19 protein-coding genes are annotated in these 24,272 nt (G+C 64.3%); 10 read left to right on the top strand and 9 right to left on the bottom strand.

Annotated features, from left to right (window positions below):
• The first annotated feature begins 7 nt into the window (after window positions 1-7).
• The 10 genes from WA237_RS16325 to WA237_RS16280 all read left to right on the top strand — a co-directional run bounded on the left by WA237_RS16325 (window position 8) and on the right by WA237_RS16280 (window position 13,304).
• Window positions 8-1,075: a heme-dependent oxidative N-demethylase family protein gene (locus tag WA237_RS16325; protein WP_336098909.1), complete on the top strand. Its 1,068-nt coding sequence runs from the start codon at window positions 8-10 to the stop codon at window positions 1,073-1,075.
• A 29-nt stretch (window positions 1,076-1,104) separates the two neighbouring features.
• On the top strand, window positions 1,105-1,428 hold the full coding sequence (locus WA237_RS16320; protein WP_009813661.1) for a DMT family transporter: 324 nt from the start codon (window positions 1,105-1,107) through the stop codon (window positions 1,426-1,428).
• 337 nt (window positions 1,429-1,765) lie between these two features.
• Complete coding sequence (locus WA237_RS16315; RefSeq protein WP_336098905.1) at window positions 1,766-2,770, top strand: TAXI family TRAP transporter solute-binding subunit; 1,005 nt, start codon at window positions 1,766-1,768, stop codon at window positions 2,768-2,770.
• Between the two features lie 76 nt (window positions 2,771-2,846).
• The gene (locus WA237_RS16310; RefSeq protein ID WP_216016079.1) at window positions 2,847-4,883 is read left to right on the top strand and encodes a TRAP transporter permease; all 2,037 of its coding nucleotides are present in this window, start codon (window positions 2,847-2,849) and stop codon (window positions 4,881-4,883) included.
• Between the two features lie 162 nt (window positions 4,884-5,045).
• Complete coding sequence (locus WA237_RS16305) at window positions 5,046-6,470, top strand: circularly permuted type 2 ATP-grasp protein (RefSeq protein WP_009813664.1); 1,425 nt, start codon at window positions 5,046-5,048, stop codon at window positions 6,468-6,470.
• A gap of 4 nt (window positions 6,471-6,474) precedes the next feature.
• Window positions 6,475-7,416 (top strand): alpha-E domain-containing protein, encoded by a 942-nt coding sequence (locus WA237_RS16300; protein WP_009813665.1) that lies wholly within the window; start codon window positions 6,475-6,477, stop codon window positions 7,414-7,416.
• A gap of 3 nt (window positions 7,417-7,419) precedes the next feature.
• Entirely contained in the window at window positions 7,420-8,217 is a 798-nt protein-coding gene (locus WA237_RS16295; RefSeq protein WP_009813666.1) for a transglutaminase family protein, read from the top strand.
• A gap of 10 nt (window positions 8,218-8,227) precedes the next feature.
• Window positions 8,228-8,980: a proteasome-type protease gene (locus WA237_RS16290; protein ID WP_336098901.1), complete on the top strand. Its 753-nt coding sequence runs from the start codon at window positions 8,228-8,230 to the stop codon at window positions 8,978-8,980.
• A 146-nt stretch (window positions 8,981-9,126) separates the two neighbouring features.
• Window positions 9,127-10,227 (top strand): efflux RND transporter periplasmic adaptor subunit, encoded by a 1,101-nt coding sequence (locus WA237_RS16285; RefSeq protein ID WP_336098900.1) that lies wholly within the window; start codon window positions 9,127-9,129, stop codon window positions 10,225-10,227.
• Window positions 10,224-13,304 (top strand): efflux RND transporter permease subunit, encoded by a 3,081-nt coding sequence (locus tag WA237_RS16280; protein ID WP_336098899.1) that lies wholly within the window; start codon window positions 10,224-10,226, stop codon window positions 13,302-13,304. Before WA237_RS16285 ends, WA237_RS16280 begins: the two co-directional genes overlap by 4 nt.
• A 23-nt stretch (window positions 13,305-13,327) precedes the next feature.
• On the opposite strand, the gene WA237_RS16275 is transcribed toward WA237_RS16280, so the two are convergent.
• The 9 genes from WA237_RS16275 to WA237_RS16235 all read right to left on the bottom strand — a co-directional run bounded on the left by WA237_RS16275 (window position 13,328) and on the right by WA237_RS16235 (window position 24,151).
• Complete coding sequence (locus tag WA237_RS16275; protein ID WP_336098897.1) at window positions 13,328-14,716, bottom strand: hypothetical protein; 1,389 nt, start codon at window positions 14,714-14,716, stop codon at window positions 13,328-13,330.
• Between the two features lie 94 nt (window positions 14,717-14,810).
• Window positions 14,811-16,322, bottom strand: coding sequence for an aldehyde dehydrogenase (NADP(+)) (locus tag WA237_RS16270; RefSeq protein WP_336098896.1), 1,512 nt, complete (start codon window positions 16,320-16,322; stop codon window positions 14,811-14,813).
• A 117-nt stretch (window positions 16,323-16,439) separates the two neighbouring features.
• Window positions 16,440-17,120 carry a GntR family transcriptional regulator gene (locus tag WA237_RS16265; protein ID WP_216016087.1) on the bottom strand — a complete coding sequence of 227 codons (681 nt, stop codon included), beginning with the start codon at window positions 17,118-17,120 and terminating at the stop codon, window positions 16,440-16,442.
• A 91-nt stretch (window positions 17,121-17,211) separates the two neighbouring features.
• Complete coding sequence (locus tag WA237_RS16260; RefSeq protein ID WP_336098893.1) at window positions 17,212-18,237, bottom strand: trans-3-hydroxy-L-proline dehydratase; 1,026 nt, start codon at window positions 18,235-18,237, stop codon at window positions 17,212-17,214.
• A gap of 87 nt (window positions 18,238-18,324) precedes the next feature.
• Window positions 18,325-19,203 (bottom strand): hypothetical protein, encoded by an 879-nt coding sequence (locus WA237_RS16255; RefSeq protein WP_336098891.1) that lies wholly within the window; start codon window positions 19,201-19,203, stop codon window positions 18,325-18,327.
• A gap of 234 nt (window positions 19,204-19,437) precedes the next feature.
• Complete coding sequence (locus tag WA237_RS16250; RefSeq protein WP_040617963.1) at window positions 19,438-20,412, bottom strand: dihydrodipicolinate synthase family protein; 975 nt, start codon at window positions 20,410-20,412, stop codon at window positions 19,438-19,440.
• A 280-nt stretch (window positions 20,413-20,692) separates the two neighbouring features.
• Complete coding sequence (locus WA237_RS16245) at window positions 20,693-20,842, bottom strand: hypothetical protein (protein WP_336098889.1); 150 nt, start codon at window positions 20,840-20,842, stop codon at window positions 20,693-20,695.
• Between the two features lie 265 nt (window positions 20,843-21,107).
• On the bottom strand, window positions 21,108-22,421 hold the full coding sequence (locus tag WA237_RS16240; RefSeq protein WP_336098888.1) for an HlyD family type I secretion periplasmic adaptor subunit: 1,314 nt from the start codon (window positions 22,419-22,421) through the stop codon (window positions 21,108-21,110).
• Complete coding sequence (locus WA237_RS16235) at window positions 22,418-24,151, bottom strand: type I secretion system permease/ATPase (RefSeq protein ID WP_336098885.1); 1,734 nt, start codon at window positions 24,149-24,151, stop codon at window positions 22,418-22,420. The genes WA237_RS16240 and WA237_RS16235 overlap by 4 nt, the downstream gene beginning before the upstream one ends.
• Between the last annotated feature and the right edge of the window lie 121 nt (window positions 24,152-24,272).

Here is a 24,272-nt window from a genome sequence, read left to right as displayed (position 1 = left end):
GCCCGCGATGACCATCCGGTTCAACGACGAAACCTTCCGCGACGATTACACCTTCTTCAACTCGCCCGAGGCGATTGCGCGGTTTCCCTTCCCCTTCGACCGCGACGATTACATGTACTCGGTCAACATGGAGCCGCATAAAACCGGCCCCGAGGGCACGCCGTTCAACGTGCGCTTTGACGTGGACGAACATTACGTCAGCGAAATGCGCGACCGCGAGATCACCCTGACCGAGGACCCGCTGCGCTGCCAATCGCTGCCGCATATGGAACTGGCGGGCTGGGATTTGCTCGAACTCATCATGCGCTCCAAGGCCGAGGACTACCCCGAGCTTTTCGAGCTGCATTGCGATGGCGACCGCTGGCACTGGATCAACAGGCCGCTCGGGATCGATCAGCGTTTTACCTTCGGCGATCCGACCACGCTGCCCTATGGGCCAATGGAATATATCACCCGCCAGGCGCAGGGCGATTTCGCCGTGCTCGATCAGCGCGAAGACAATCTCTGGATGGATGCCGGCATGGTCACCAGCCAGGCGGATTGGAGCCTCGATTTCGACATCGGCATGAACTTCTTCGAATGGCACGCCCCGGTGCCAAAGGCGCATGAGATGGGCATTTTCCAGCGGGCGCTGAAATTCCTGATGCAGATCAATCAGGACAATCCGGCGCGCCGCCTGAACTGGACCATGACCGTCAACCCCCGGCTCGATACCAGCCCCGAGAACTATCACAAATGGGGCCCGGAAAAGCGCACCATCACCTCCGAAAATGTCGGGCAAAAACAATATCTCCGGGTCGAGCTGCAGACCTTCTGGCGGCTGCCCCGATCGAACGCGCTGGCCTTTCCGATCCGGTGCTACCTGATCAATCTCGAAGATCTGGTGAGCGTCCCGAAATGGGGGCGCAGGCTGCACCGCGTGCTGCGCGACCTGCCCGACGAACTGGCCGATTACAAAGGCTTTGCCGTCAACCGGCCGGTGATCGTCGACTACCTGTCGCAGCATGACGATGGCGCGGCCACCTCTGCCGGGATCTACCCGACCGCGGATGACGCGCCCCGCACCCCCGCCTGAGGCGCGCATTTAATCAAAGGAGCCGCGTGATGGCCTGGATCATTCTCTGTTTTGCCGGGTTGCTGGAAATCGGCTGGGCCATGGGGCTGAAACTGTCCGACGGCTTCACCCGCCTTGTGCCCACGGTGCTGACCCTCGCCCTCGCGGTGTTCAGCATCTACCTCGTCGGCCTCTCCGCGCGCAGCATCCCGGTCGGCACCGCCTATGCGGTCTGGGCCGGGATCGGCGCGGTCGGCACGGTGATCTTCGGCATCGTGATCTTTGCCGAACCCGTCTCGCTCATGCGGATGGCCTGTGTCGGGCTGATCGTCGCGGGCATCGTCGGGCTGAAACTGGTGGACGGCAGCGCCTGAGCCGCGCCGCCCATGCCCTACGGTTCAGCCTGCGGCGCAACCGTCAGATGAACCCGCGCAGGATCCCGCCCGTCCTCCGCTAGCGCGCGCCACGCCCTCGCGGGTCACGGCGCTCAATCCGCTGGTGTCGCGGCCTTTTTCAGGCCCGGCCCCTCGGACTGTGTTTGCATTCCCTCCCCCCGCTCCTCTATCGTGCAGGTGGTTGCCCAAGCAGTGAGAGCGATCAGGACCGCCGATGGTAAGCGCAAGCAACCCGCCGCTCCTGTCACAGACCAAAGGCCAATTCGATCCGGCCCGGCAAAATGCGACCCCAGTAAAGATCAACAAGGAGTATCTTATGATCAACACATTCAAAACGGCTGCGATCAGCGCGGTTCTGGCCCTCGGCATGGCCAGCACGGCTGTCGCGCAGGAGCTTCGCTTCTTTACCATCGGCACAGGCGGCACCGCCTATACCTATTACCCCATCGGCGGCGTCATCGCGAACGCCATCTCCAAACCTCCCGGATCGCGCGAATGCGGCGATGGCGGCTCCTGCGGCGTCGAAGGGCTGATCGCCTCGGCCGTGTCCTCGCGCGGCTCGGTTGATAACGTCAACGCCATCATCTCGGGCCTGCGGGATTCGGGCTTTGCCCAATCCGACGTGGCCTATTGGGCCTATACCGGCACCGGCACCATGGAGGGCAGCGAGCCCGCAACCGATCTGCGCACCATCGCCGCGCTGTTCGAGGAGCATATCCACCTCGTCGCCATGGCCGACAGTGGCATCAACTCGGTCGCCGATCTGGCCGGCAAGCGCGTCTCGCTGGACGAGCCGGGCTCGGGCACCTATGTCGACGCGCTGCTGATCATGGAGGCCAACGGGCTTGCCATCGACGATCTGACGCCCGAGGCGCTCAAGGGCAACGCCGCTTCCGAGGCGCTGCGCAACGGCAAGATCGACGCCTTCTTCGTGGTCACCGGCTATCCGACCGGCTCGCTTGTCGAACTGGCCTCTGCCGCCGACATCAAGCTGGTGCCGATCGACGGCGATGCCGCCGCGACGCTGACCGAGAAATACGGCTTCTTCTCCTCTTCGGAGATCCCCGAAGGCACCTATGAAGGCGTCGCAGGCGTCGACACCGTCGCCGTGGGGGCCCAGTGGTTCACCTCGGCCAAGGCCGATGAAGAGCTGATCTACAACATCACCAAAGCCCTGTGGAACGACGAGTCGCGCAAGCTGCTCGACGTGGGCCATGCCAAAGGTCAGGCGATCACGCTCGACACCGCCCTCGCGGGCGTCGGCGTTCCGCTCCATGCCGGGGCAGAGCGGTTCTATCGCGAAGCCGGCGTGCTGAAGTAAGCACAGGCTTTGTCCTTCTGGCCTCGGGCGTCTCGGCGCCCGGGGCTTTTTCGAGTGCACCATCAGGAATTTGGACATGACCGCCGACACCACACCAGAGCTCACCCCGGAACAGCTGGCCGAGATCGAGCGCAAATACGATCCCGAAACCGCCTTCCGGCCCACGGGGAAAATGCTCGGCCTCGTCATCGCCACCGCGCTGGTCGCCATGTCGGTCTATCATTTCTACGCCTCGGGCTTTGGCCTCGTGCGCGAGCTTCTGCACCGGGGCATTCACATCTCATTCGTGCTCGGGCTGGTGTTCCTGCTCTTCGGCATGCGCAAAGGCGATGCCACCCTGCCGCCCCGCGCCTGGTATCGGTTCGACGGCGTGCCGATCCTCGACATCGTCTTCGCCCTCCTCGCCGTGGCGGCCGCCATGTACCTGCCGCTTCTGTCGCCCGCGGCGCTGGCACAGCGGGTCGGCAACCCGTCCACCACCGACATCTTCATGGGCACCGCACTTCTCGTCCTGACGCTCGAGGCGACCCGCCGCAGCGTCGGCCCGACCCTGCCGATCATCGGCCTGATCTTTATCGCCTTCGCCTATTTCGGCCCTTGGATGCCCGGCGCGCTCAAACATGGCGGCTCGTCCTGGCTCGCCATCATCAACCATCTCTACATGACCAATCAGGGGATCTACGGCATCGCCATCGGTGTCATGGCGCAATATGTCTTTCTCTTCATCCTCTTCGGCGTGCTGGCCACGCGGATCGGGCTCGGGCAGTTGTTCATCGATCTCGCCATGGTTATCGCCGGGCGCTATTCCGGCGGCCCGGCCAAGGTGGCGATCTTTTCTTCGGCCTTCATGGGCACGATCTCGGGCTCGTCCATCGCCAACACCGTGACCACCGGCGCGCTCACCATCCCGGCGATGAAGCGGGTGGGCTATCCCGCGCATTTCTCCGGCGCGGTCGAAGCCACCGCATCGACCGGCGGCCAGATCACCCCGCCGATCCTCGGGGCTGCGGCCTTCATCATGGTCGAATATCTCGAAATCCCGCTGCGCGATGTGCTGGCGGCGGCGCTCTTCCCGGCGCTGCTGCATTACTTCGGCATCTTCATCATGGTGCATCTCGAGGCCAAGAAACTTGGCCTGCGCGGCCTGCGCGCCGAAGAGCTGCCCAAGATGGGTCTGGTGCTCAAGGACCATTGGCTGAGCCTGATCCCGCTGATCATCCTCGTCTATCTCATCCTCTCCGGCAAAACCCCCGATTTCGCGGCGGTCTATGGCATCATCGCCTGCGTCGTCGTGGGCTTTCTCAACCCGACCCACCGGCTGAGCCTGCGGGACCTCTGGGATGGGCTCGCCTCGGGGGCCAAGAACACGCTGGCCGTCGGTGCTGCGGCGGCGACCGTCGGCGTCGTCGTCGGCGTGGTGACCCTCACCGGCGTCGGCTTTCGCTTGGGCTATGTGGTGGTGCAGACCGCCACCGACATCGGCACGATGCTGAGCACGCTGCCGATCCTTGGCTATTTCACGGTGACGCAATGGGCGCTCTTCACCTCGCTCATCCTGATCGCCATCGCCTGTATCATCATGGGGGCGGGCATCCCGACCACCGCCACCTATATCATCCTCGTGGCGGTCGCGGCCCCGGCCTTGGCCCAGCTTCAGGTCGAACCGCTCGTCGCGCATTTCTTCGTCTTCTACTACGGGGTGCTGGCCGACATCACGCCACCGGTTGCCCTCGCCGCCTATGCCGCCGCCGGGATCGCCGGGTCGAACCCGTTCAAGACCGGCAACACCGCCTTCCGCCTCGGCATCGCCAAGGCGCTGGTGCCCTTCGTCTTCGTCTATTCCCCGGCGCTCCTGCTGGTGGCCGACGGGTTCACATGGTGGGCCTTCACCGTGACGTTGCTGGGGGCGATGCTGGGCATCGCCTCGCTGGGCGTGGCCTTCTCGGGCTATCTGATCGCGGGGCTCAAGACATGGGAACGCTGGTGGGTGGCGCTGGTCTCCTTCCTCTTCATCGCACCCGGTCTGCTTACCATGGGGCTGGGGCTGGCGCTGATGCTGCCGATCCTGCTGATTCAGCTGCGGCGGCGAAATGCCACGACAGTCGAGGCGTAGCGCCCGCCCCGACGCCCGCCAAACGCGAGTAGCGCCTAAAATTTATGCGAAACGCCCGCGAGTCGGGCGCTTCCGGCGATTTATTGCGCATTTTCGCCAATCGGCTCTGGTTATTTCCCACGGTTATGCGCCTCATAAACCCGTAACAAGGAGGGGTTTGGTATGGTGGCAGCGCCGGGTTTCGATGAGATGTGGGGGTCAGATGAGCGGCTCAGAGAGCCTTATCAAACCTTCAATGACTGGCTCGACGGTGAAGATCCCAAACGATTGCGCGCCAAACAGCGCGAGGCCGAAGAGGTCTTTCGCCTGACCGGCATCACCTTCAACGTCTATGGCCGCGCCGAGGCCGAAGAGCGGCTCATCCCCTTCGACATCATCCCGCGCATCATCTCGGATCGCGAATGGTCGCGCGTCACCAAGGGGATCGAACAGCGGGTGCGCGCGATCAACGCCTTCCTGCACGACATCTACCACCGCCAGGAAATCATCAAGGCGGGCCGCATCCCCCGCGAAATGATCAGCGACAACGCGGCGTTCGAGCCTCGGATGATCGGCGTCTCGCCACCGGGTGGCGTCTACACCCATATCGTCGGCACCGACCTGGTGCGCACCGGCCCGGACGAATTCTTCGTGCTCGAGGACAACGCCCGCACCCCGAGCGGGGTGAGCTATATGCTCGAGAACCGCGAAACCATGCTGCAGATGTTCCCCGAGCTCTTTTCCAAGAACCGGGTCAAGGGCGTCCAGAGCTACCCCACCGATCTGCGCCGCTCGCTGGCGGCCTGCGCGCCTGCCGCGACCACCGACACCCCGGTGGTGGCTGTGCTGACGCCCGGCATCTACAACTCGGCCTATTACGAACATGCCTTCCTCGCCGATCAGATGGGCGTCGAACTGGTCGAGGGCCATGATCTGCGCGTCGTCGATGGGCGCGTCGCCATGCGCACCACCTGCGGCTACAAACCGATCGACGTGCTCTATCGCCGCGTCGATGATGATTTCCTCGATCCGCTCAACTTCAACCCCGAGAGCCAGCTCGGCGTGCCGGGCATTCTCGATGTCTACCGCGCCGGTGGCATCACCATCGCCAACGCGCCGGGCACCGGCATTGCCGACGACAAGGCGATCTACAGCTACATGCCCGAGATCGTCGAATTCTACACCGGCGAACGGCCCCTGCTGCAAAACGTGCCGACATGGCGCTGTTCAGAGCCTGATCAGCTCGCCTATGTGCTCGACAATCTGCACGAGCTGGTGGTCAAGGAGGTGCATGGCTCGGGCGGCTACGGCATGCTCATCGGCCCCGCCGCCAGCAAGAAAGAGCTCGCCGCCTTCCGCCGCAAGCTCACCGCGCGGCCCGGCAATTACATCGCCCAGCCTACGCTGAGCCTCTCGACCGTCCCCATCTTCGCCCAGCGCGGGCTCGCCCCGCGCCATGTCGATCTGCGCCCCTTCGTTCTGGTCAGCCCCGATCAGATCAAGGTGACCGCCGGCGGGCTCACCCGGGTCGCCCTCAAGAAAGGCTCGCTCGTGGTGAACTCCAGCCAGGGAGGCGGCACCAAGGACACTTGGGTGCTGGAGGACTGAGATCATGCTGGGCAAAACCGCAAACGGCCTGTTCTGGATGTACCGCTCGCTCGAGCGCGCCGAGAACACAGCAAGGCTCATCGAGACCGGCCAGCGCATCGCGCTCACCCGTCTCGAATCCGGCGAAGGCGAATGGCAATCGGTGCTGCGCTCGGCAGGCAGTCTCGATCAGTTCGAGGAAAACCGCGACGAGATGACCAAAGAGGCGGCCATCGACTGGCTGCTGCGCGACCGGGCCAACCCGTCCTCGGTCATGTCCTCCATCGACAACGCCCGTCAGAACGCCCGTCTGGTGCGCACCGCGCTCACCCATGAGGTCTGGGAGGCCACCAACGCCGCCTATATGGCCGCGCTTGATCTCTTGGCGCGCAAGGTGGCCGAACGCGATCTGCCCGGCGTGCTCCGCGCCATCCGCCAGCGCACCTCGCTGGTGCGCGGCATGACCCATGGCACGATGCTGCGCAACAATATCTACAATTTCGCCCGTCTCGGCACCTTCATCGAACGCGCCGACAACACCGCGCGCATTCTCGATGTGAAATACTATGTGCTGCTCCCTTCGGCGAGCTCGGTCGGCACCTCGCTCGACAATGTGCAATGGGAAACCATCCTGCGCTCGGTCTCGGCCCGCGGCGGCTTTCGCATGGAATATGGCGCGAGCGGCGGCCCCCGCGAGATTGCGCAATTCCTGATCCTCGATCGGCGGATGCCGCGCTCGCTGGCCTTCTGCATGAACAAGCTTTGCGACAACCTGCGCTATCTCAACAGCGGCCAGCCCAAGCTCGGCGAGGCCCAGACCAAGGCCCAGCAGATCGAACGCACCTATCTGAGCCACGACATCGACGCGGTTTTCGACTATGGTCTGCATGAATACATCCAGAACTTCCTCGGGCTCCTGGTCGAGCTCTCGGGACAGATTGAAACCGACTTCCGGTTCTACGAGTAGATAATGCGCCTGACCATTCGTCACGAAACCCGCTACCAATTCGACACGCCGGTGAAATACGGGCTGCAACAGCTGCGCAAGACGCCGCCCAGCTCGGCCCAGCAAGAGGTGCTGTCGTGGCGCACCGAGGTGACGGGCGGCCGTCGCGAATTGGGGTTCGAGGATCACCATGGCAACAGTGTCGAGTTGATCAGCTTTGACCGCGAAGCCAAGGACCTGACATTGGTGAGCGAGGGCGAGGTCGAGGTCACCGACACGCATGGCGTGCTCGGGCCGCATCGCGGGGCAGCGCCGCTCTGGCTCTACGAGCAATCGACCCCGCGCACCAAGCCGGGGCAGGGGATCCGCGCCCTTCTGCGCGACATCCCCGAGGCCGATCCGCTCGACCGGCTGCATCACCTGTCACGGCTCATCCGCGAACGGGTCGCTTTTGAGGTCGGCGCCTCCGACGTCGCCTGGGGCGCCGAAGAGGCCCTCGCCGCGGCCAAGGGCGTCTGTCAGGACCACACCCATATCTTCCTGACCTGCGCCCGCGCGCTGGGATTTCCGGCGCGCTATGTCTCGGGCTACCTGATGCTCGACGACCGCACCGCCCAAGAGGCGATGCACGCCTGGTCCGAGGCCCATGTCGAGGGGCTCGGCTGGGTCGGCTTCGACGTCTCCAACGGGATTTCCCCCGACACACGCTACGTTCGTGTGGCAACGGGGCTGGACTATGCCGAGGTTGCCCCGGTATCGGGAACACGTATCGGCGGCACGGGCGAATCCCTCTCGGTCGCCATTGACGTGGTTCAGCAATAGGAAGACCCGGATGACATATTGCGTGGGGATGATGCTCGAACGGGGCCTCGTGTTCATGTCGGACACGCGGACCAATGCCGGGCTCGACGACATCTCGACCTTTCGGAAGATGGCGATCTGGGAAACCCCCGGTGACCGCTCGATCACCTTGATGGCGGCGGGCAATCTCGCCACCACTCAGGCGGTGGTGAGCCTTCTGGACGAGCGCAGCAAATCCCCCGGCGACCGCGCGCCTTCACTGCTGGGCGTGCCGTCGATGTTTCAGGCCGCGCGCATGGTGGCCGACACGCTCAAAGAGGTGATCGCGCAACATGCCGACACCGGTCAGCGCGCCGACAGCACCTTCAACGCCACGCTCATCCTCGGCGGCCAGATCAAGGGCGGCCCCCACCGGCTCTTCCTCATCTACCCCGAAGGCAATTTCATCGAGGCCGGCCGCGACACGCCCTTCTTCCAGATCGGCGAGACGAAATACGGCCGCCCCATCCTCGTGCGCGCCTACGACCCAAAGATGAGCTTTCAGGCCGCCATGAAACTCCTGCTGGTGAGCTTTGATTCCACGCTCAAGGCAAATCTCACCGTCGGCTCGCCGTTTGATTTTCACTGCTATGAGGCCGACAGCCTCTGCACCGGCCAGACCGGGCGCGTCGCGGGTGACGATCCGTATTTCCTGTCGATCTCGCAAGGCTGGGGGCAGGCGCTACGCGAGGCGCTGGATATGCTGCCTGACTTCAAATTGGGCAAAGACCCGTCCGACGCCTGATATCCGTCTGATCGGCACACACAATTCCGTGGGCCGGGGCTCTGGCTTGTATACCGGGCAGGGTGATGCTGCTACACTGCCATGGCTATTTTATGCTATTCAAGCGCATGCGCCCGATCACGATTTAACGACGGAACCCCGAACCGATGCCCATCTGGAAACAGATCCTCTTGCTCGCCCTTCTCGGTCTGCTGGCCTTTGCAGGTTATGAAACCCACCGGCGCTATATCGCGCCCGAGGACGGGGCAGGGCAGGCGGGTCGGCGGTCGTCTGGTCCGGCACAGGTCGAGGTCGCCAGCGCCACGGTGGAAACCATGCGCGAAACGGTCGAGGCGGTGGGCACCACGCGGGCCCGGCAATCGGTCGACATCGTCCCCGAGGCCGACGGCCGGATCGAGGCCATGGCCATCGCCCCCGGCGACCGCGTCGAAGAGGGCACCGTGCTGATCCGGCTCGACGATGTCATCGCCCGCGCCGATCTCGCCGAGGCACAGGCGCGGTTTCTCGAACGCGACCGGGTGCTGACCCGCCTCACCCAGCTGCGCCAATCCAACGCCGTCTCCGAGGCCGCCCGCGAAGAGGCCGTCGCCCGCCTCGCCGAGGCCCGCGCCCAGGTCGACCGCGCCGAACAGCGCCTCGCCGAACGCACCATCCTCGCGCCTTTTGCCGGCACTCTGGGCCTCGCCGAGGTGGACCAGGGCGCCCGCGTCAGCGCTGGCACCTTCATCACCCGGCTCGATGATCTCTCCGAGGTCGAGATCGAGTTCTCGATCCCCGAAACGCTTTTCTCCCGGATCAAGACCGGCATGAAGATCACCGCCACCAGCGTCGCCTTCCCCGATCAGGAGTTCATCGGCACGATCAGCGAGGTCGACAGCCGCATCGACCCGGTGAGCCGCGCCTTCCGCACCCGCGCCGTGGTCCCAAACCCGGGCGACACGCTGCCCGCCGGCATGTTCATGTCGCTGGAACTCGTGCTCTCGCAATCCGATGAAACCGTGGTGCCGGAAGAGGCCATCGTCTTTCAGGCCGCCGAAACCTATGTCTTCGCCGTGGTCGACGGCAAGGCGCAGCGCGTCACCGTCAAAACCGGCCCCCGCCGCAACGGGATGATCTCGATCCGCGACGGGCTCGAACCCGGCGATCAGGTCGTGACGCGCGGGCTGCACCGGGTCCGCGACGGCTCTGACGTGGATATCATCAACCTCTCCGGGCTCGCCTCGGACAGTGACGAGATCAAATCGTGACATTGTCTGACATCTCCGTGCGCCGCCCGGTGCTTGCCACGGTCGCCAACCTTCTGCTGATCGTCTTCGGGCTGAGCGCGCTCGGCGGCATCGCGATCCGCGAATTGCCCGATGTCGACAACGCCGTGGTCACCGTCACGACGAGCTATCTCGGCGCCACCTCCGAGGTGATCGACACCGACATCACCGAAACCGTCGAAGGCGCGGTCGCCTCGATCTCTGGCATCCGCTCGATCAGCTCCGAGAGCCGTCAGGGCCAGTCCCGCGTCACCATCGAATTCGAGGCCGGGCGCGATGTCGATGTCGCGGCCAATGACGTGCGCGATGCGGTGGGCCGCATCCGCGATGACCTGCCCGAAGAGGCCGACGCGCCCGAGGTCGAGAAAAGCGATGCCGACGCCGATCCGGTGATGCGCCTCGCCGTGGTCTCGGACCGCATGACCACCGCCGAGATCACCGATTATCTCGACCGGTTCATTGCCGACCGCCTCGCCACGCTCGACGGGGTGGCGAGCCTGCGGATCTATGGCGAACGCTCCTTTGCGGTGCGCATCTGGCTCGACCGCCGCGCCATGGCCGCGCGCAAGCTTACCGTGGCCGACGTTCAAAACGCCCTGCGCCGCAACAATGTCGAACTGCCCGCTGGCGAAGTGACCTCGCAGGACCGCCAGCTGAGCGTCCGGCTCAACAGCCGCCTGCAGAGCATCGACGACTTCCGCGATGTGGTGCTCGACCGGATCGCGGGCTACCCGGTCCGCCTCGGCGATATCGCCCGGATCGAACCCGGCGTCGCCGATGATTCCACCATCGCCCGCAGCGATGGCCGCGACGCGGTCGGCATCGCCGTGCAACGCCAGAGCCAATCGAACACGCTGCAGATTTCCCAGGCCGTCCGCGCCGAGATCGACAAGATCCGCCCGACCCTGCCCGAAGGAATGGAAATCCTCGTGGGCTCGGATGACGCGCTCTTTGTCGGGGCCTCGATCCGCGAAGTGGTGAACGCGCTGGTCATCTCGCTCGGCCTCGTGGTGCTGGTCATCCTGCTCTTCCTGCGCAGCTTCCGCGCCACGCTCATCCCCGCGATCACCATCCCGGTGTCGCTGGTAGGCTCTTTCATGCTGATCGGCGCCTGGGGTTTTTCGCTCAACACGCTGACCCTGCTGGCGCTGCTTCTGGCCATCGGCCTCGTGGTGGATGACGCCATCGTGGTGCTCGAGAACATCCAGCGCCGCATCGAGAATGGCGAGAGCCCGCTCGTCGCCTCGATCAAGGGCGCGCGGCAGGTGACCTTCGCCGTGCTCGCCACCTCTGTCACGCTGATCGCGGTCTTCGTGCCGCTCTCCTTCATGCCGGGGCAGGTGGGCCGCCTCTTCATCGAATTTGGTTGGGTCATGGCGGGCACCGTCGCCATCTCGACTTTTGTCGCCCTCACCGCCTGCCCGGCGCTCGCCTCCAAAGTCCTGCGCAAGGGGCGCGGCACCGCCCCCCAAGACCCCGACACCCCCAATGGAAGGGTGCAGCGCGCCTATGCCGCGCTTCTCCATCGCGCGGTGGCTATGCCGCTCGTGGTGGTGCTCTGCGCCGTGGCGGTGACCGGCGGCGCGGCCTTCTTCTATGACGCCCTGCCACGCGAGCTTGCCCCGCGCGAAGATCGCGGCGTGGGCTTTGTGCCGCTCACTGCTCCGCAGGGCAGCACCGTCGAATATTCCGACGCCGCCGCCCAAGAGGTCGAAGCCCTCCTGAAACCCCTGCGCGACGAAGGCGTGATCGCCACGGTCTTTACCTTCTCCGGCTGGGGCAACCGGGCCTGGCGCTCCTTCGTGGTCTTCCGCCTCGTGCCCTGGGACGAACGCGACATGACCGCCGCCGAAGTGGCCCAGGCCATCGCCCCCAAGATGGGCCATGTCACCCGCGCCCGCGGCTTCCCCGTCACCCCGGCGGGCCTCGGGCTGCGCGGCAACTCGACCCCCGTGCGCGTCGTGGTCAGCGGCCCGGATTTCGACAGCGTCAAGGCCTGGTCCCTCGCCCTGCTCGAGCGCGCCGAAGCGATTGACGGGCTGGTTAATCCCGAGATCAATTTCGAACAGAACATGCCGCAGCTCGACGTCCAGATCGACCGCGCCCGCGCCGACGACCTTGGCATTTCCATCGAAACCATCGCCTCCACCACACAGGCGATGCTCGCCTCGCGGCAGGCCACCACCTTCATCAGCCGGGGCCGCGAATACCCGGTGATCATTCAGGCCCGCGACGCCGACCGCCGCTATGCCACCGATCTCGAAAACATCCACATCCGCTCGGAAGATGGCGAAACCCTCGTCTCGCTCGGCGCGCTGATCTCGGTGCGCGAAAACGCCGCCGCGCCGTCGCTGCGCCGCTTCGACCGGCTGCCCTCGATCCAGCTCTCCGGCGCGCTCGCCCCCGATGCCGATCTCGGCACCGTGCTGGACGAGATCGAAGCCCTCGCCGCCGAGATCATCCCCGCCGAGGGCAAGCTCGGCTTCGAGGGCCAGTCGCGCACCTTCAAGGACACCGCCGCCGGGGCCAACGCGGTCTTTGCCCTCGCGCTCCTGATCGTCTTTCTGGTGCTCGCTGCCCAGTTCGAGAGCTTCATGCACCCGCTGATCATCCTGCTGACCGTCCCGGCAGGCGTCGCCGGCGCGATCTATGCCATGGCGCTGGGCGGGCTGTCGCTCAATGTCTATAGCCAGATCGGCATCATTCTCTTGATAGGATTGGTGGCCAAGAACGGCATTCTCATTGTCGAGTTTGCCAATCAGCTCCGCGACGAAGGCCGCTCCGTGCGCGACGCCGTGATCCTCGCCGCCGTGCTGCGCCTGCGCCCGATCCTGATGACGGTGCTGTCGACCATCCTCGGCGCGCTGCCGCTCTTTCTCGCCACCGGCGCCGGCGCCGAGAGCCGCAACGCCATCGGCACGGTGATCATCGCCGGTCTGGCGCTCTCATCCTTCCTGATGCTCTTCGTGACGCCGGTGCTCTACGATCTCCTCGCCCGCTTCACCAAGCCGCGCGGCGCGGTGGAAAAGGCGCTGGAATACGAGCTGAAAGAAGCCTGAGCCCCGCCCGGAACGGCCAGGCCTTACCGGTCCAACAGATTGGGCAGCCCCTTGCCCAGCTTCGGATGCACATAGACCGTCTGCAACCGCGCCCTCGCCGCCTCGGCCCGCGCCCGCCCCTGAGGGCCAAGCCGCGCCGGATCACACACCGCTGCCAGGTCCCGCGCCTCGATGAGGCTTTGCCGCCCCGGACAGGGGGCCGCCCGCACCGACACCGCCGCTTGCAACAGCTCTGCTGTGAACACCGCGCCCTCGGACCAATCCGCCTCGCTCTCCGCCCCATGCCCCGCCTCGGCAGGCCTGCGTGTCGCGATCGAAAACGCCCCCTTCCGCTTTGGCGCAGCCGCGTCGGAGGTCTCGAAACACCAATAGCTCCCGGCCCGTAGCCGCATCTGCGGCGGCGCAAACTGCCCCGCCCCGCGCGGCACGACACAGGGCGTCACGCGGTAGCCCTCGGAAAACCCCTGTTTCGCGCACATGGCATGGGCCGCCACGATGCTGTCACCCCTGATCCGCGCCCGCGTCGCCGCGTCTTGGGTAAACTCCAACCGAACCAGCGCCGCAGGCAGGCATTCCGCCCCAAGCTTGCGGGTATAAGGCTCCAGCGTCTCGGCCCAATAGCGGCTCTCCGCCGCCAGATGCAGCGCCAGCCGCTCGGGCACGCGGGACTCCGACGCCCCATGAAACACCCGACAAATCGCGCAGCTTCCGTCATAAACCGCCTCATCATGATCACCATGACAGGCCTCGGCCTCGATGCCCCGAGGCCCCGCCTCAAACACCCAAGGCTCGAGCCGCAGCTCCCCCTCCGGCGTCACAAGCGCGACAAGCGCCGTGTGATCCTTGGCCAGAATGGTCACCGTCCCTTGGCGCGGATCGACAAGATGGTAAAACGCCGGGCTCGGCGCATCTTCCGCCTCGGCCCGGTCATTCCAGCCATCCATCGTCACGCAAAGCTCGCCCAGCGTCAGCCGCAGCGGAAACTGCCGCGCCCGGCCCAGCGGCAGCTGCGCACAGAGATCGCGCAGCAACGCCCCCGCATGGTTATCGGCCCCCTCGGCAAGCCGCAGATCGCCGCGCATCCGGCCCCCCTCGGCCCGCAGCTCCTCCGGCAAACGCGCCAGCGCGACCTCGGCCCCGGTGTCGTAAAACGCCTCGGGCGCGCGGCTGAACTGCTCGCCCGGCACGATCATCTCATAACCGCTAAGATGCGGCCGCCGCAGGTAATTGACCTCGGGTCGCGCCTCGGCCCAGCGCTCCGCCTCATAGAGCGTCGCAAACCAGAGCCGCACCGGCTCAGCCGCCCGCGCGGCGGCCTCGTCCCGCGCCGCGCGCAGCTCTTGGGCGACGATCCCGTCGATCACCGCCTCGACATCCGCGCCGGCGCCGAACACATCCTGAAAATCGCCCATCGGTCCCTCATGTCGCTGTTTCACCAGCAAATCTGAAGGCCAATCCCGGTGATTTTAGGGCGCTTCCGGGGCGCTGACGCGGAACCCCGCGCGATCAGAGATCCTCGGGCAGGATCTCCTCGGGCAGGTTCTGATAGCAGACCGGGCGCAGGAACCGCCGGATCGCCAGCGTGCCAACTGAGGTGGCGCCGAAATTGGTCGAGGCGGGGTAGGGGCCGCCATGCACCATCGCGTCACAGACCTCGACCCCGGTCGGAAAGCCGTTGACCAGAACCCGTCCCGCCTTGCGCTCAAGGATCGGCAACAACGCCCGCGCCGCCGCCGCATCGCCCGCATCCATCTGCAGCGTCACGGTCAACTGCCCCGCAAGGCTCTGCGCCACCTTGGCCATCTCCTCGGCATCCGCCACCCGCAGGACAAGCCCCAGAGGCCCGAACACCTCTTCCGACAGCACCTCCGAGGCGAGGTAACTCGCCGCATCCGTCTCGAAAAGCTGCGCCGCCGCCTCGCGTGATCCGGCCTCGCCGTGCAACAGCGTCTCAACCCCGGGCACCTGCGCCATCCGCGCGCTGCCCGCGCGGTACGCGGCGGCAATCCCTTCGGTCAGCATGACCTGCGGCGCGACTTCGGCCAGCGCCGCCCGCGCCGCCGCGACAAATGCGTCGCCCGCCGCGCCCTTCTCCACCACCGCGATACCGGGGTTGGTGCAGAACTGCCCCGCCCCCATGCTGAGCGACCCGGCCCAGCCCGCGCCGATCTCTGCGCCGCGCGCCGCGACCGCCTCGGGCAGAAGGAACATCGGATTGACCGAGCCAAGCTCGCCAAAGAACGGAATGGGCTCGGACCGCGCGGCACAAAGATCAAAGAGCGCCCGCCCGCCGGCCAACGACCCGGTGAACCCCACGGCCTTGATCAGCGGATGCTGCACCAGCGCCTGACCCACCTCGCGGGTGCCGCCCTGAACCATCGAAAACACCCCTGTCGGCATGTCACAGGCGCGGATCGCCGCAAGGATCGCCTCGGCCACGATTTCGCCAGTGCCGGGATGGGCGCCATGCCCCTTGACCACCACCGGACAGCCCGCCGCCAGCGCCGCCGCCGTGTCACCGCCTGCCGTGGAAAAGGCGAGCGGAAAATTCGACGCGCCAAACACCGCCACCGGCCCGATGGGGCGCTGGATCATCCGCAGATCGGGGCGCGGCAGCGGCGCCCGCTCGGGCAGCGCCGCATCATGCCGCCGGTCGAGATAGCCGCCCGCCTCGATGTGATCGGCAAAGAGCCGCAGCTGGCCACAGGTCCGCCCCCGCTCCCCCTCGAGCCGCGCCCCCGGCAGGCCGGTCTCGCGGGTGCCGATCTCGGTGATCTCGGCACCACGCGCGTCGATCTCTTCGGCGATGCGGCGCAGAAACGCCGCCCGCTGCGCCCGGCTGCTATAGCCATAGCTCCAGAACGCCGCCTCTGCCGCCTCACAGGCGCGCGCCACATGCGCGGCCGTGCCGACCGACACCGGGTGCGCCGGGCCGACCACAGGGTCCGATGGCACCTGTTCGGAATCGGCCTGCCATGCGCCGTCGATGAGATGTTTGCCATGCGGTTGAAAAGTCATTTCGGCCTCGATTCTGTGGGCTGCGTCAGGGTCATGTTTAGTGGATAATGTATCCAAAATATGAACGCAAGCCAAAGCCCCACCCGCGCTTCGCGGGCCATCCGCACGGGCAGGGGCCTAGCCCGCCTCGCTCGCCCGCTGCGCCGCCACCAGTTCCAGAAGATGCCCCTTGGGCCGCGCGATATGATGCGCAAGCGTCGCACAGGCCTCGTCGATCTTGCCCTCCCGGGCGAGGTTGAGAAGGTCGCGATGCTCCTGCTTGATCGGCCCCCGCTCGGGCGTCGCGCTCAGATGCATCCGCACGTAACGATCCGACTGCAGGTTCACCCGCTGCAACAGCTCATGGGTGAGCCCGCGCCCCGCCGCCGCATAAAGTGCCGAGTGATACTCGAAGTTGAGAGCGCCCCATTTCCCAATGTCTTCCGCATCATAGGCCTGTTCCATCCGGTCGAGCACCGCCTCGCAAGCGGCAAAATCCTTGGGCCCCATGAGCGGGATCGCCCGCCGGAACAGATCGACCTCAAGCAGGATGCGCAGGTCGAAAATCTCGCCGATCTCGCGCAGCGAATGCTTGGTCACCGAGGCCCCGCGATTGGTGGTGAACTGCACCAGCCCCTCGGCATCCAGCCGCTTGAGCGCCTCGCGTATCGGCATCCGCGACACGTCATATTCATCGGCCAACGCCTCCTGCCGGATCACCTCGCCTTCGACCAGCTCACCGTTGAGGATACGCTCGCGTATGTCATTGGCGATGGCGTCGGGCAGACTCTGTCTCGGGATGGGGCGTTTGCTGGGCAAGGGGCGTCTCCGGTCATGGCGCATTTTGGATACATTAAAATAACCCGCCCCGAAAACCAAGCCTCCGCCGCCCGCCGCCAAACGCGCGCCCTCACGCCCCCCACGTATCGCGCAGCCGATAGCCCTCGGGCCAGGGGTCGCCGGGGTCGAGCATGTGCTGATGCGTCCCGGTGATCCAACCCCGGCCGCTGATCTCCGGGATCACCGCCGCGCGGTCGCCAACCTGCGTCTCGCCCACAATCCGGCCCTCGAATTGCGAGCCGATGATCGACAGCGCCTCAAAGCGCGCGCCCGGCCCGATCTGCCCCCGCGCCGCCATCACGGCGAGCCGCGCCGACACCGCCGTCCCGGTGGGCGACCGGTCGATCTTGCCGGGCTGAATGGCCACCGCCTGACGGCTGCGCAGCCCGTCCGCCATCGCCTCCAACGGGCCACAGAAGGCACAGAACGAGATATGATCCCATTCCGGCTGCTCAGGATGACGAAACCCGATCTGCGCATTGGCCGCATCGGTGATCGCCACGCCAAGCTGGGCCAGCGCCTTGGCCTCCGACGGATCGAGCGAGAACCCAAGCGCCGCCGCATCCACCATCACGAAACTGTCGCCGCCATAGGCCGTATCGACCCGCAGCGTCCCATAGCCCTCGACCTCTAGGGCCACGTCGAGCCGATCGGCAAAACAGGGCAGGTTGCGGATATGGATGCGCTCCGCCTTGCCATCCCGACATTCGGCCCGCACCCGCACCAATCCCCCCGGCGCCTCGAGCGTCAGATGCGTCTCGGGTTCCTGCATCGGCAGGAGCCCTGCATCGAGCAACACGGTCGAGACGCAGATCGAATTTGACCCCGACATCGGCGGCGTGTCCTCAGGCTCCATGATGATAAACGCCGCATCCGCCTCCGGATGCTTCGGCGGGACGAGCAGATTGACATGGCGAAACACCCCACCACGCGGCTCGTTGAGCATGAAGTTCCGCAACACCCCATCCTCGGCCACATGCCGCCGCTGATCCCAGAGCGTCGCGCCCGGCGGCGGCGCCACCCCACCGACGATGACATCGCCAACCTCGCCCTCGGCATGGGCTGAAATCACATGGATGATCTTGCTGCTACGCATTCCGGCTCTCCCTCTGTCCCTGCCGGATCATGCGGCAGGGACGGCCTCAGGAAAACCCGTCAATCGCACCTTCGGGCCCAGAGGCGCTCAGAACAGGTAGGTATAGCCCAGGCTGATATAGCCCGCGCCGATACTGTCCCTGTCGATATGCGCCGTCGTGGCCGTTCCCGCCACATCGAGGAACGTATCGGCCCCATTGCCAACCCCGTGCAGCCCGTCATAGCCCACCTCAAAGGACACGACCCCAAGCCCCGGCAACTGGCGTTCCACGCTGGCCGAAACCTGCGTCGAGACCACAGCGCCATCGCTCGAACCTGTCACGGATTGATCCACGCCCACGCCCACATTCGTGTTGGTATAGGCATAGTCAAAGCTGTTATACATGACCCCGACCGTGCCAGAGAGGCGAAGCCAGGTGGTCTTGCTGATCGGGCGGAAATGACCGACCCCGCCGAACACCCCGTACATCTTGTTCTCCGAGGTGGTCTGCAATGTTCGGGAAAGCGCACCGGCAGGGTTATAAGAGAGGATCGTGAAATCCTGCGAGGCCTGCCCGGCCTTGAGCCCGGCATTGACGCGCCACCCGCCGCCCACATCCCATTCCCGCCCGATCGAGAGCATCTCGGTCTCGGTCTTCAAGGTCGTGTTGTAGCGAAAGCCCGCCGGCAGCAGAAAGCCATCATCATAGCTGCCCGGAAAGGTCTGGCCTGCCCCGGCGATGGTGATGTTCTCCTCGCCCGCCGCCTGCGACATGGCAAAGTTAAAGACGATCCGCGAATTGCCCGACCAGAGCTCGCTATAGGTCACGTCGATCCGTGCCCCCGCGCCAAAATCGAGCGCACCGGTGGATTGCACCCGCGCCCCGCCGCCATTCGGCGTGGTGAGCGTGCCGCCCAATGTGTTGAACGGGGCATAGATCCCGGCACTGAAAGTGAGGGCACGCCCTTGAAACAGCGGGTCTTCCACTGTCTGCGCCTGCGCGTCGTGACCAAATACGGCTGTGGACCCCAGAAGGGCCGCAATTCCTATCAACGTTTTCATGAATCTTCCCAAGTGTGAAATGGCGTTAGAGTTTGACTACGGTCATTTACTGGGCACGAGGGGCATAAAAGCAGTCGCGCCCCCCAAAAACAAGCTTGGGGGGCGCAAAGGGCTGGTTTCCATGGAATTGTGTCTTGCGGGCCGACCGCCGGGCCCGCCTTACGCGCCCAGCTGCGCGAGACAGCTCTCGATCACGCCGCCCTGTTTGCGCCAATCGGCAAACCAGCTGCGGAACAGCGCATATTGCGCCTCGCAATATTTCTGCTGCGACGGGCTGAGCGCATCTGTCTCGTTGAAATGCAGCCGGTATTCCTCTTCGCCATTCAGCACCAGAAGATGCTTGTAATAGAGCACCAGATCCGGCCCCTCATCAAAGCTCGACAGAACCTCGATCGCCTCGGTGAGCTCGAGCGCCCGCGCCCGCGCCTCGGCCGAGCCCTTCGCCGCCTCCTGCGACAGCGCCGCCAACAAGAGCGCCTCCTTGGGCAGCGCCGTGCCGATGCCGGTGATCGACCCGGTCGCGCCGCAATTGACGAACCCGTGGAACACCTGCGTATCGACCCCCACCATGAGCGTCACCTTGTCATCCTGCGAGGTGATGTTTTCCGCCGCATAGCGCAGATCCGCCGCCCCGCCGAACTCCTTGAAGCCGATGAGGTTCGGATGCTCGGCCCGCAGCGCAAAGAACAGATCGGCGCGCGTGGCAAACCCGTAATAGGGGCTGTTGTAGATGATCGCGGGCACGTCCGGCGCGGCCTCGAGAATGGCTTTGAAATGGTGACGCTGCGCCGCGATGGACGCGCCGCGCGACAGCACCCGCGGGATCACCATGAGACCCACCGCCCCGACCTTCTGGGCATGCGCCGCATGGGCCACGGCCGAGGCCGAATTGATCGCCCCGGTGCCAACGACCACCGGCAGCCCCGCCGCCACCAGCCGCTCGACCCCTTCCATGCGCTCGGCATCGGTCAACAGCGGCCAATCCCCCATCGACCCGCAATAGACCACCGCCGACATGCCCGCGTCGATCATCTCCTGGCCCTTGCGGACCAGCGCGTCGAAATCGGGTTTGCGATCCGCGGTGCAGGGGGTCATCAGCGCCGGCATCGTGCCGGAGAAAACTGTTTTCGTCATCGGGCGTCCTTTCAATCTGGCGCGCGCGGGGACGTCTCTTGCGGCGAGCCGACCCCGGATATGTCTGTGGCAACCCGCCCTCAAGCCTCGGGGGGCTGAGCGGCGATGATCCCTCATTATCGGATAATGGATACAAAATCCACATGAAAAATAGCGCGCCCTCCGAGACGGCTCCGCGCCGCCGATCTTCGCCCCCTGCAATCAATGGAAACCGCAGAACCCAATGAGAGAGTTAACCAGCTAGATGCCCCAATCCCCGCCTCAGGAAATGAGCCAGCCTTCACTTCCTGCCGCGTCCGTCAAAGCTCTTGAGCGTCGCGCAACTCCACTTCGCGGCAAGAATAAAGAAGGCAAATTCTGATGTGCTGTCATTCTTGCTCTTCAGAAACACGGGACGGCCCTGAAGACCGAGCGCATAACCCGCCAACATGCGCCGACCATCCTTGGCAGGGATGTCATCAAACGGCCGAAAATTCCTGATGCCCTCAGAATGCAACCTGCTGAAAACCTCGGTAGCATAAGGCACTTCAGGCCCGGGCCGATGCCGAATGTAGGGTCACACTATAAACATTCAAAAGCTATCCGACGCGGCCCATTGTGTTACACGTGCTCTCGCCGGCGCCCCCCTCCCACAACGCCATTTCCCCCACCGTCGTTCTGCCGCCGCAATACCGACGTGTTACCGACGTGGCATTTCACTCCCGAAAGGCCTTCGTGAAGTAATCAACCAGCGGCTTCGTCAAATAGTAGATTGGGGTGCGGTCCGAGGTCCTGATAAAGGCCTCCACAGGCATCCCCGGAACCAGCTTCACATCTTCCGGCAACCGCGCGCGTTCTTCATCACTGAGAGTGATCTCCGCCCGATAATAGGCGAGCCGGGTTGCCTCGTCCTCAAAAGCGTCCGCGGAGATCTGGGCCACTTGACCAACCAACTCGGGGGTCTCTCGTTGATCGAGGGCCGAGAAACGCAACGAAACCTCTTGCCCCACAAAGACTTGATCGCGGTGAAGCGGATCAACCTGCGCGGCAATGACCAAGGGTCGATCCTGCGGAACGATAAAGAGCACAGGATCCGCCGGCCTCAACACTGAGCGAGGGGCAAAGACAGTGAGCCCATGCACGATGCCGGGAACGGGCGCGAGAATATCCAGACGGCTCAATTGCTCCGAAAGTGCCAAACGTTGTTCGTGCATTTCCAATTCGCGAAATTGTAGATCACGCAGCGTGGTGATGGCTTCCTCCCGCCGCGCTGAGGTCAATCGGAGCAACTCGATATTGATCTCGGTTATCCGCCCCTCCGCCTGTGCCTTGGAGGCATCCAGCTCGCCCAAGGTGCCGCTAAGCCGGGCTTCCTCTCGTTGCAGCGCCAAGATGCGCGAGGACTGCGCCAAACCCTTATCAAAAAGGGACTGCTGCGCAGTAAGCTCTTCGCCAATGAGCTCAATCTGTCGCGCGAGGGCCCTTCGCTGGGCCACGATGCCCCCGATCTGATCCTGCGTTTGCTGACGGCGCTTTTCCAGCTGTTCGCTTTCCTGCGCTATGGTTTCCGCCCGAGCTGCATGCAGCCTAATCTGCCCATCCATCATCGCTTGTGCGCTATTGGCACTCGTCGCAACCGACAAAAGCATCGGGTCGAAGGTGATCTCGCTCCGACCATCGCGTTCTGCCTCCAACCGCCCGCGACGGGCCATGAACTCGGCAAGCTGGTTCTCGGTGATGGTGAGTTGGGACGTAAGCTGCGTCGCATCTAACCGTATGAGCACATCCCCAACTTCGACAACCGTACCCTCATCTACAAGGATCTCGGCGACGACGCCGCCATCGGGATGCTGAACCACTTGGCGATTTTGGTCGACTTCGATCTGGCCATTGGCAATGACGGCACCCGCGATATTGGTCAGGACGGCCCAAGACCCAAACCCGCCCAAGAGCAAAGTGGTGGCAAACACTCCAATGAATAACGGACGGCGCGCAGGCCAGCTGTGATGAGTCTCCAGATTATTGCTCACTGTATACCGGCCTTTCCAGTATTCTGAACGATCTGAGTGCTGTTCCTGACCACCTCACGAAGGACTTCGTCTTTGGGCCCAAAGGCGCGCACCAAGCCTTGCTCGAGCATCAATAGCTTGTCGCATTCCTGAATCGCAGCAGGACGATGCGCCATGATGAGCACGGATTTCCCGGCTTCCTTAAAACCGCGGATGGCTCGGTTGACGGCCTCACTGCCTTCATTGTCGAGATTGGAGTTCGGCTCATCCAGCACAAGTATGACCGGATCCCCGAACATCGCTCTAGCAAGCCCAATGCGTTGAATCTGCCCACCAGACAGCCGCCCTCCTGAAGCCGTGACCGCGGTGTCATATCCTTTCGGAAGTTTGAGAATCATGTCATGCGCATCGGCACGCTGGGCCGCCGCGACCACCTGTACTGAATCGGGGGTGTCGGCGAGCTTGGCGATATTCTCCGCGATGGTCCCGTCAAAAAGCTGTATCCTCTGAGGTAGATAGCCGACATGTTGTCCTAGGATGCTCGGCGCGTATTGATCCAATGCGGCCCCGTCCAGCCGCACTTCACCGGCAGCGGGTCTCCAGACACCGGTGATCGCCTTCGCGAGCGTCGATTTGCCTGATCCTGATACGCCGATCACGCCAATCGCTTCGCCTGGCGCGACAGAAAAATTGATGCTCCGTAAGGCAGGTTGGTTCTCTCCCGGAGGGACGATGGTCACCCGATCGAGCTCTAGTCGGGCCTTCGGTTTGGGAAGATCGGTACGTGAATGTTCAGGAGGCACCTGCGCGAGAAGCTCTCCCAGATTGGTCCAACCCTTCATGGCCCGCTGGACCAAAGCCCATTGCCCTACGGCCAGCTCGACTGGGGCGAGCGCACGACCCAACAGGATCGACCCTGCGATCATCGCCCCCGGTGACAGTTCATTCCTCAGAACGAGATAGGCCCCCACGGCAAGCATTGCCGATTGCAGGAACAAACGAAAGGTTTTGGTGGTGACCGAAAACGTTCCTCCAATATCGGCAGACCGTATCTGCTGTGCGAGCGTCTCGCCCCGCATCCTTTGCCAGCGATCAAAGGCGGCGTCGCGCATTCCCATCGCCTGGATAGGCTCCGCTTCGGATCGGATCTGCGCCGCCATGGACTCAGAGCGCACCGAGGCGGCAGTGGCCTTGTTTACCGGGCCGCGCGTTACCAGCTGATTGAAAACTGCCACTAGAATCAGGATGCTCCCCCCCACCAAAGCCAGCGTGCCAAGCCATGGATGAAAGATCCATATCCCCGCCAGAAAGATTGGAGTCCAAGGAAGGTCAAAGATCGCCATGAGAACAGGCGATGTAATCAATCGTTGCACCGCCTCTAGGTCGCTCAGACCCGTGGCGGAGCGTTCATCAGGCTGGATTGCTGATTTGCGGATCACCGCATCGAACACACGCCGGTCAAGTCGTGCCTGAAATCGCGCACCAACCCGGCCCATCACCCGTCCCCGGGCATAGTCGAGAAGCCCCATCATCCCATACAGAAACGCAACCAGCCCAGTCAGTGCCACCAGCGTTTCTACGGATCGGCTTCCCAAAACCCGGTCATAAATCTGAAGCATGTAGAGCGGACCTGTCAGCATCAACAGGTTCACCAGCACACTGAAAAGACCTACGAACCAATAGAGGCCACGCGAGGCACGGCGAGCCGCACGAAGCTCGGCAGGGCCGGGCGCAATGAAACGATCATCCATGTAGATCAAGAACCTCAGACAAACACAAAGTCGTCATGATCCAGCACCGTGCCATCCGCGAACTCGAACGCCTCGATCTGCTTGCCCATATTGGCCAAGCGCACCTCACCCGAGGCCCCGT

The organism is Roseovarius sp. CH_XMU1461 (assembly GCF_037027165.1).
GTDB lineage: Bacteria > Pseudomonadota > Alphaproteobacteria > Rhodobacterales > Rhodobacteraceae > Roseovarius > Roseovarius nubinhibens.
This window is presented reverse-complemented; position numbering and strand designations above follow the sequence as displayed.

Bases quoted from the DNA above. Each gene is read 5' to 3' on its own strand.
- WA237_RS16325 (WP_336098909.1), top strand. From the start codon at position 8: ATGACCATCCGGTTCAACGACGAAACCTTCCGCGACGATTACACCTTC.
- WA237_RS16320 (WP_009813661.1), top strand. From the start codon at position 1,105: ATGGCCTGGATCATTCTCTGTTTTGCCGGGTTGCTGGAAATCGGCTGG.
- WA237_RS16315 (WP_336098905.1), top strand. From the start codon at position 1,766: ATGATCAACACATTCAAAACGGCTGCGATCAGCGCGGTTCTGGCCCTC.
- WA237_RS16310 (WP_216016079.1), top strand. From the start codon at position 2,847: ATGACCGCCGACACCACACCAGAGCTCACCCCGGAACAGCTGGCCGAG.
- WA237_RS16305 (WP_009813664.1), top strand. From the start codon at position 5,046: ATGGTGGCAGCGCCGGGTTTCGATGAGATGTGGGGGTCAGATGAGCGG.
- WA237_RS16300 (WP_009813665.1), top strand. From the start codon at position 6,475: ATGCTGGGCAAAACCGCAAACGGCCTGTTCTGGATGTACCGCTCGCTC.
- WA237_RS16295 (WP_009813666.1), top strand. From the start codon at position 7,420: ATGCGCCTGACCATTCGTCACGAAACCCGCTACCAATTCGACACGCCG.
- WA237_RS16290 (WP_336098901.1), top strand. From the start codon at position 8,228: ATGACATATTGCGTGGGGATGATGCTCGAACGGGGCCTCGTGTTCATG.
- WA237_RS16285 (WP_336098900.1), top strand. From the start codon at position 9,127: ATGCCCATCTGGAAACAGATCCTCTTGCTCGCCCTTCTCGGTCTGCTG.
- WA237_RS16275 (WP_336098897.1), bottom strand. From the start codon at position 14,716: ATGGGCGATTTTCAGGATGTGTTCGGCGCCGGCGCGGATGTCGAGGCG.
- WA237_RS16270 (WP_336098896.1), bottom strand. From the start codon at position 16,322: ATGACTTTTCAACCGCATGGCAAACATCTCATCGACGGCGCATGGCAG.
- WA237_RS16260 (WP_336098893.1), bottom strand. From the start codon at position 18,237: ATGCGTAGCAGCAAGATCATCCATGTGATTTCAGCCCATGCCGAGGGC.
- WA237_RS16250 (WP_040617963.1), bottom strand. From the start codon at position 20,412: ATGACGAAAACAGTTTTCTCCGGCACGATGCCGGCGCTGATGACCCCC.
- WA237_RS16245 (WP_336098889.1), bottom strand. From the start codon at position 20,842: ATGTTGGCGGGTTATGCGCTCGGTCTTCAGGGCCGTCCCGTGTTTCTG.
- WA237_RS16235 (WP_336098885.1), bottom strand. From the start codon at position 24,151: ATGGATGATCGTTTCATTGCGCCCGGCCCTGCCGAGCTTCGTGCGGCT.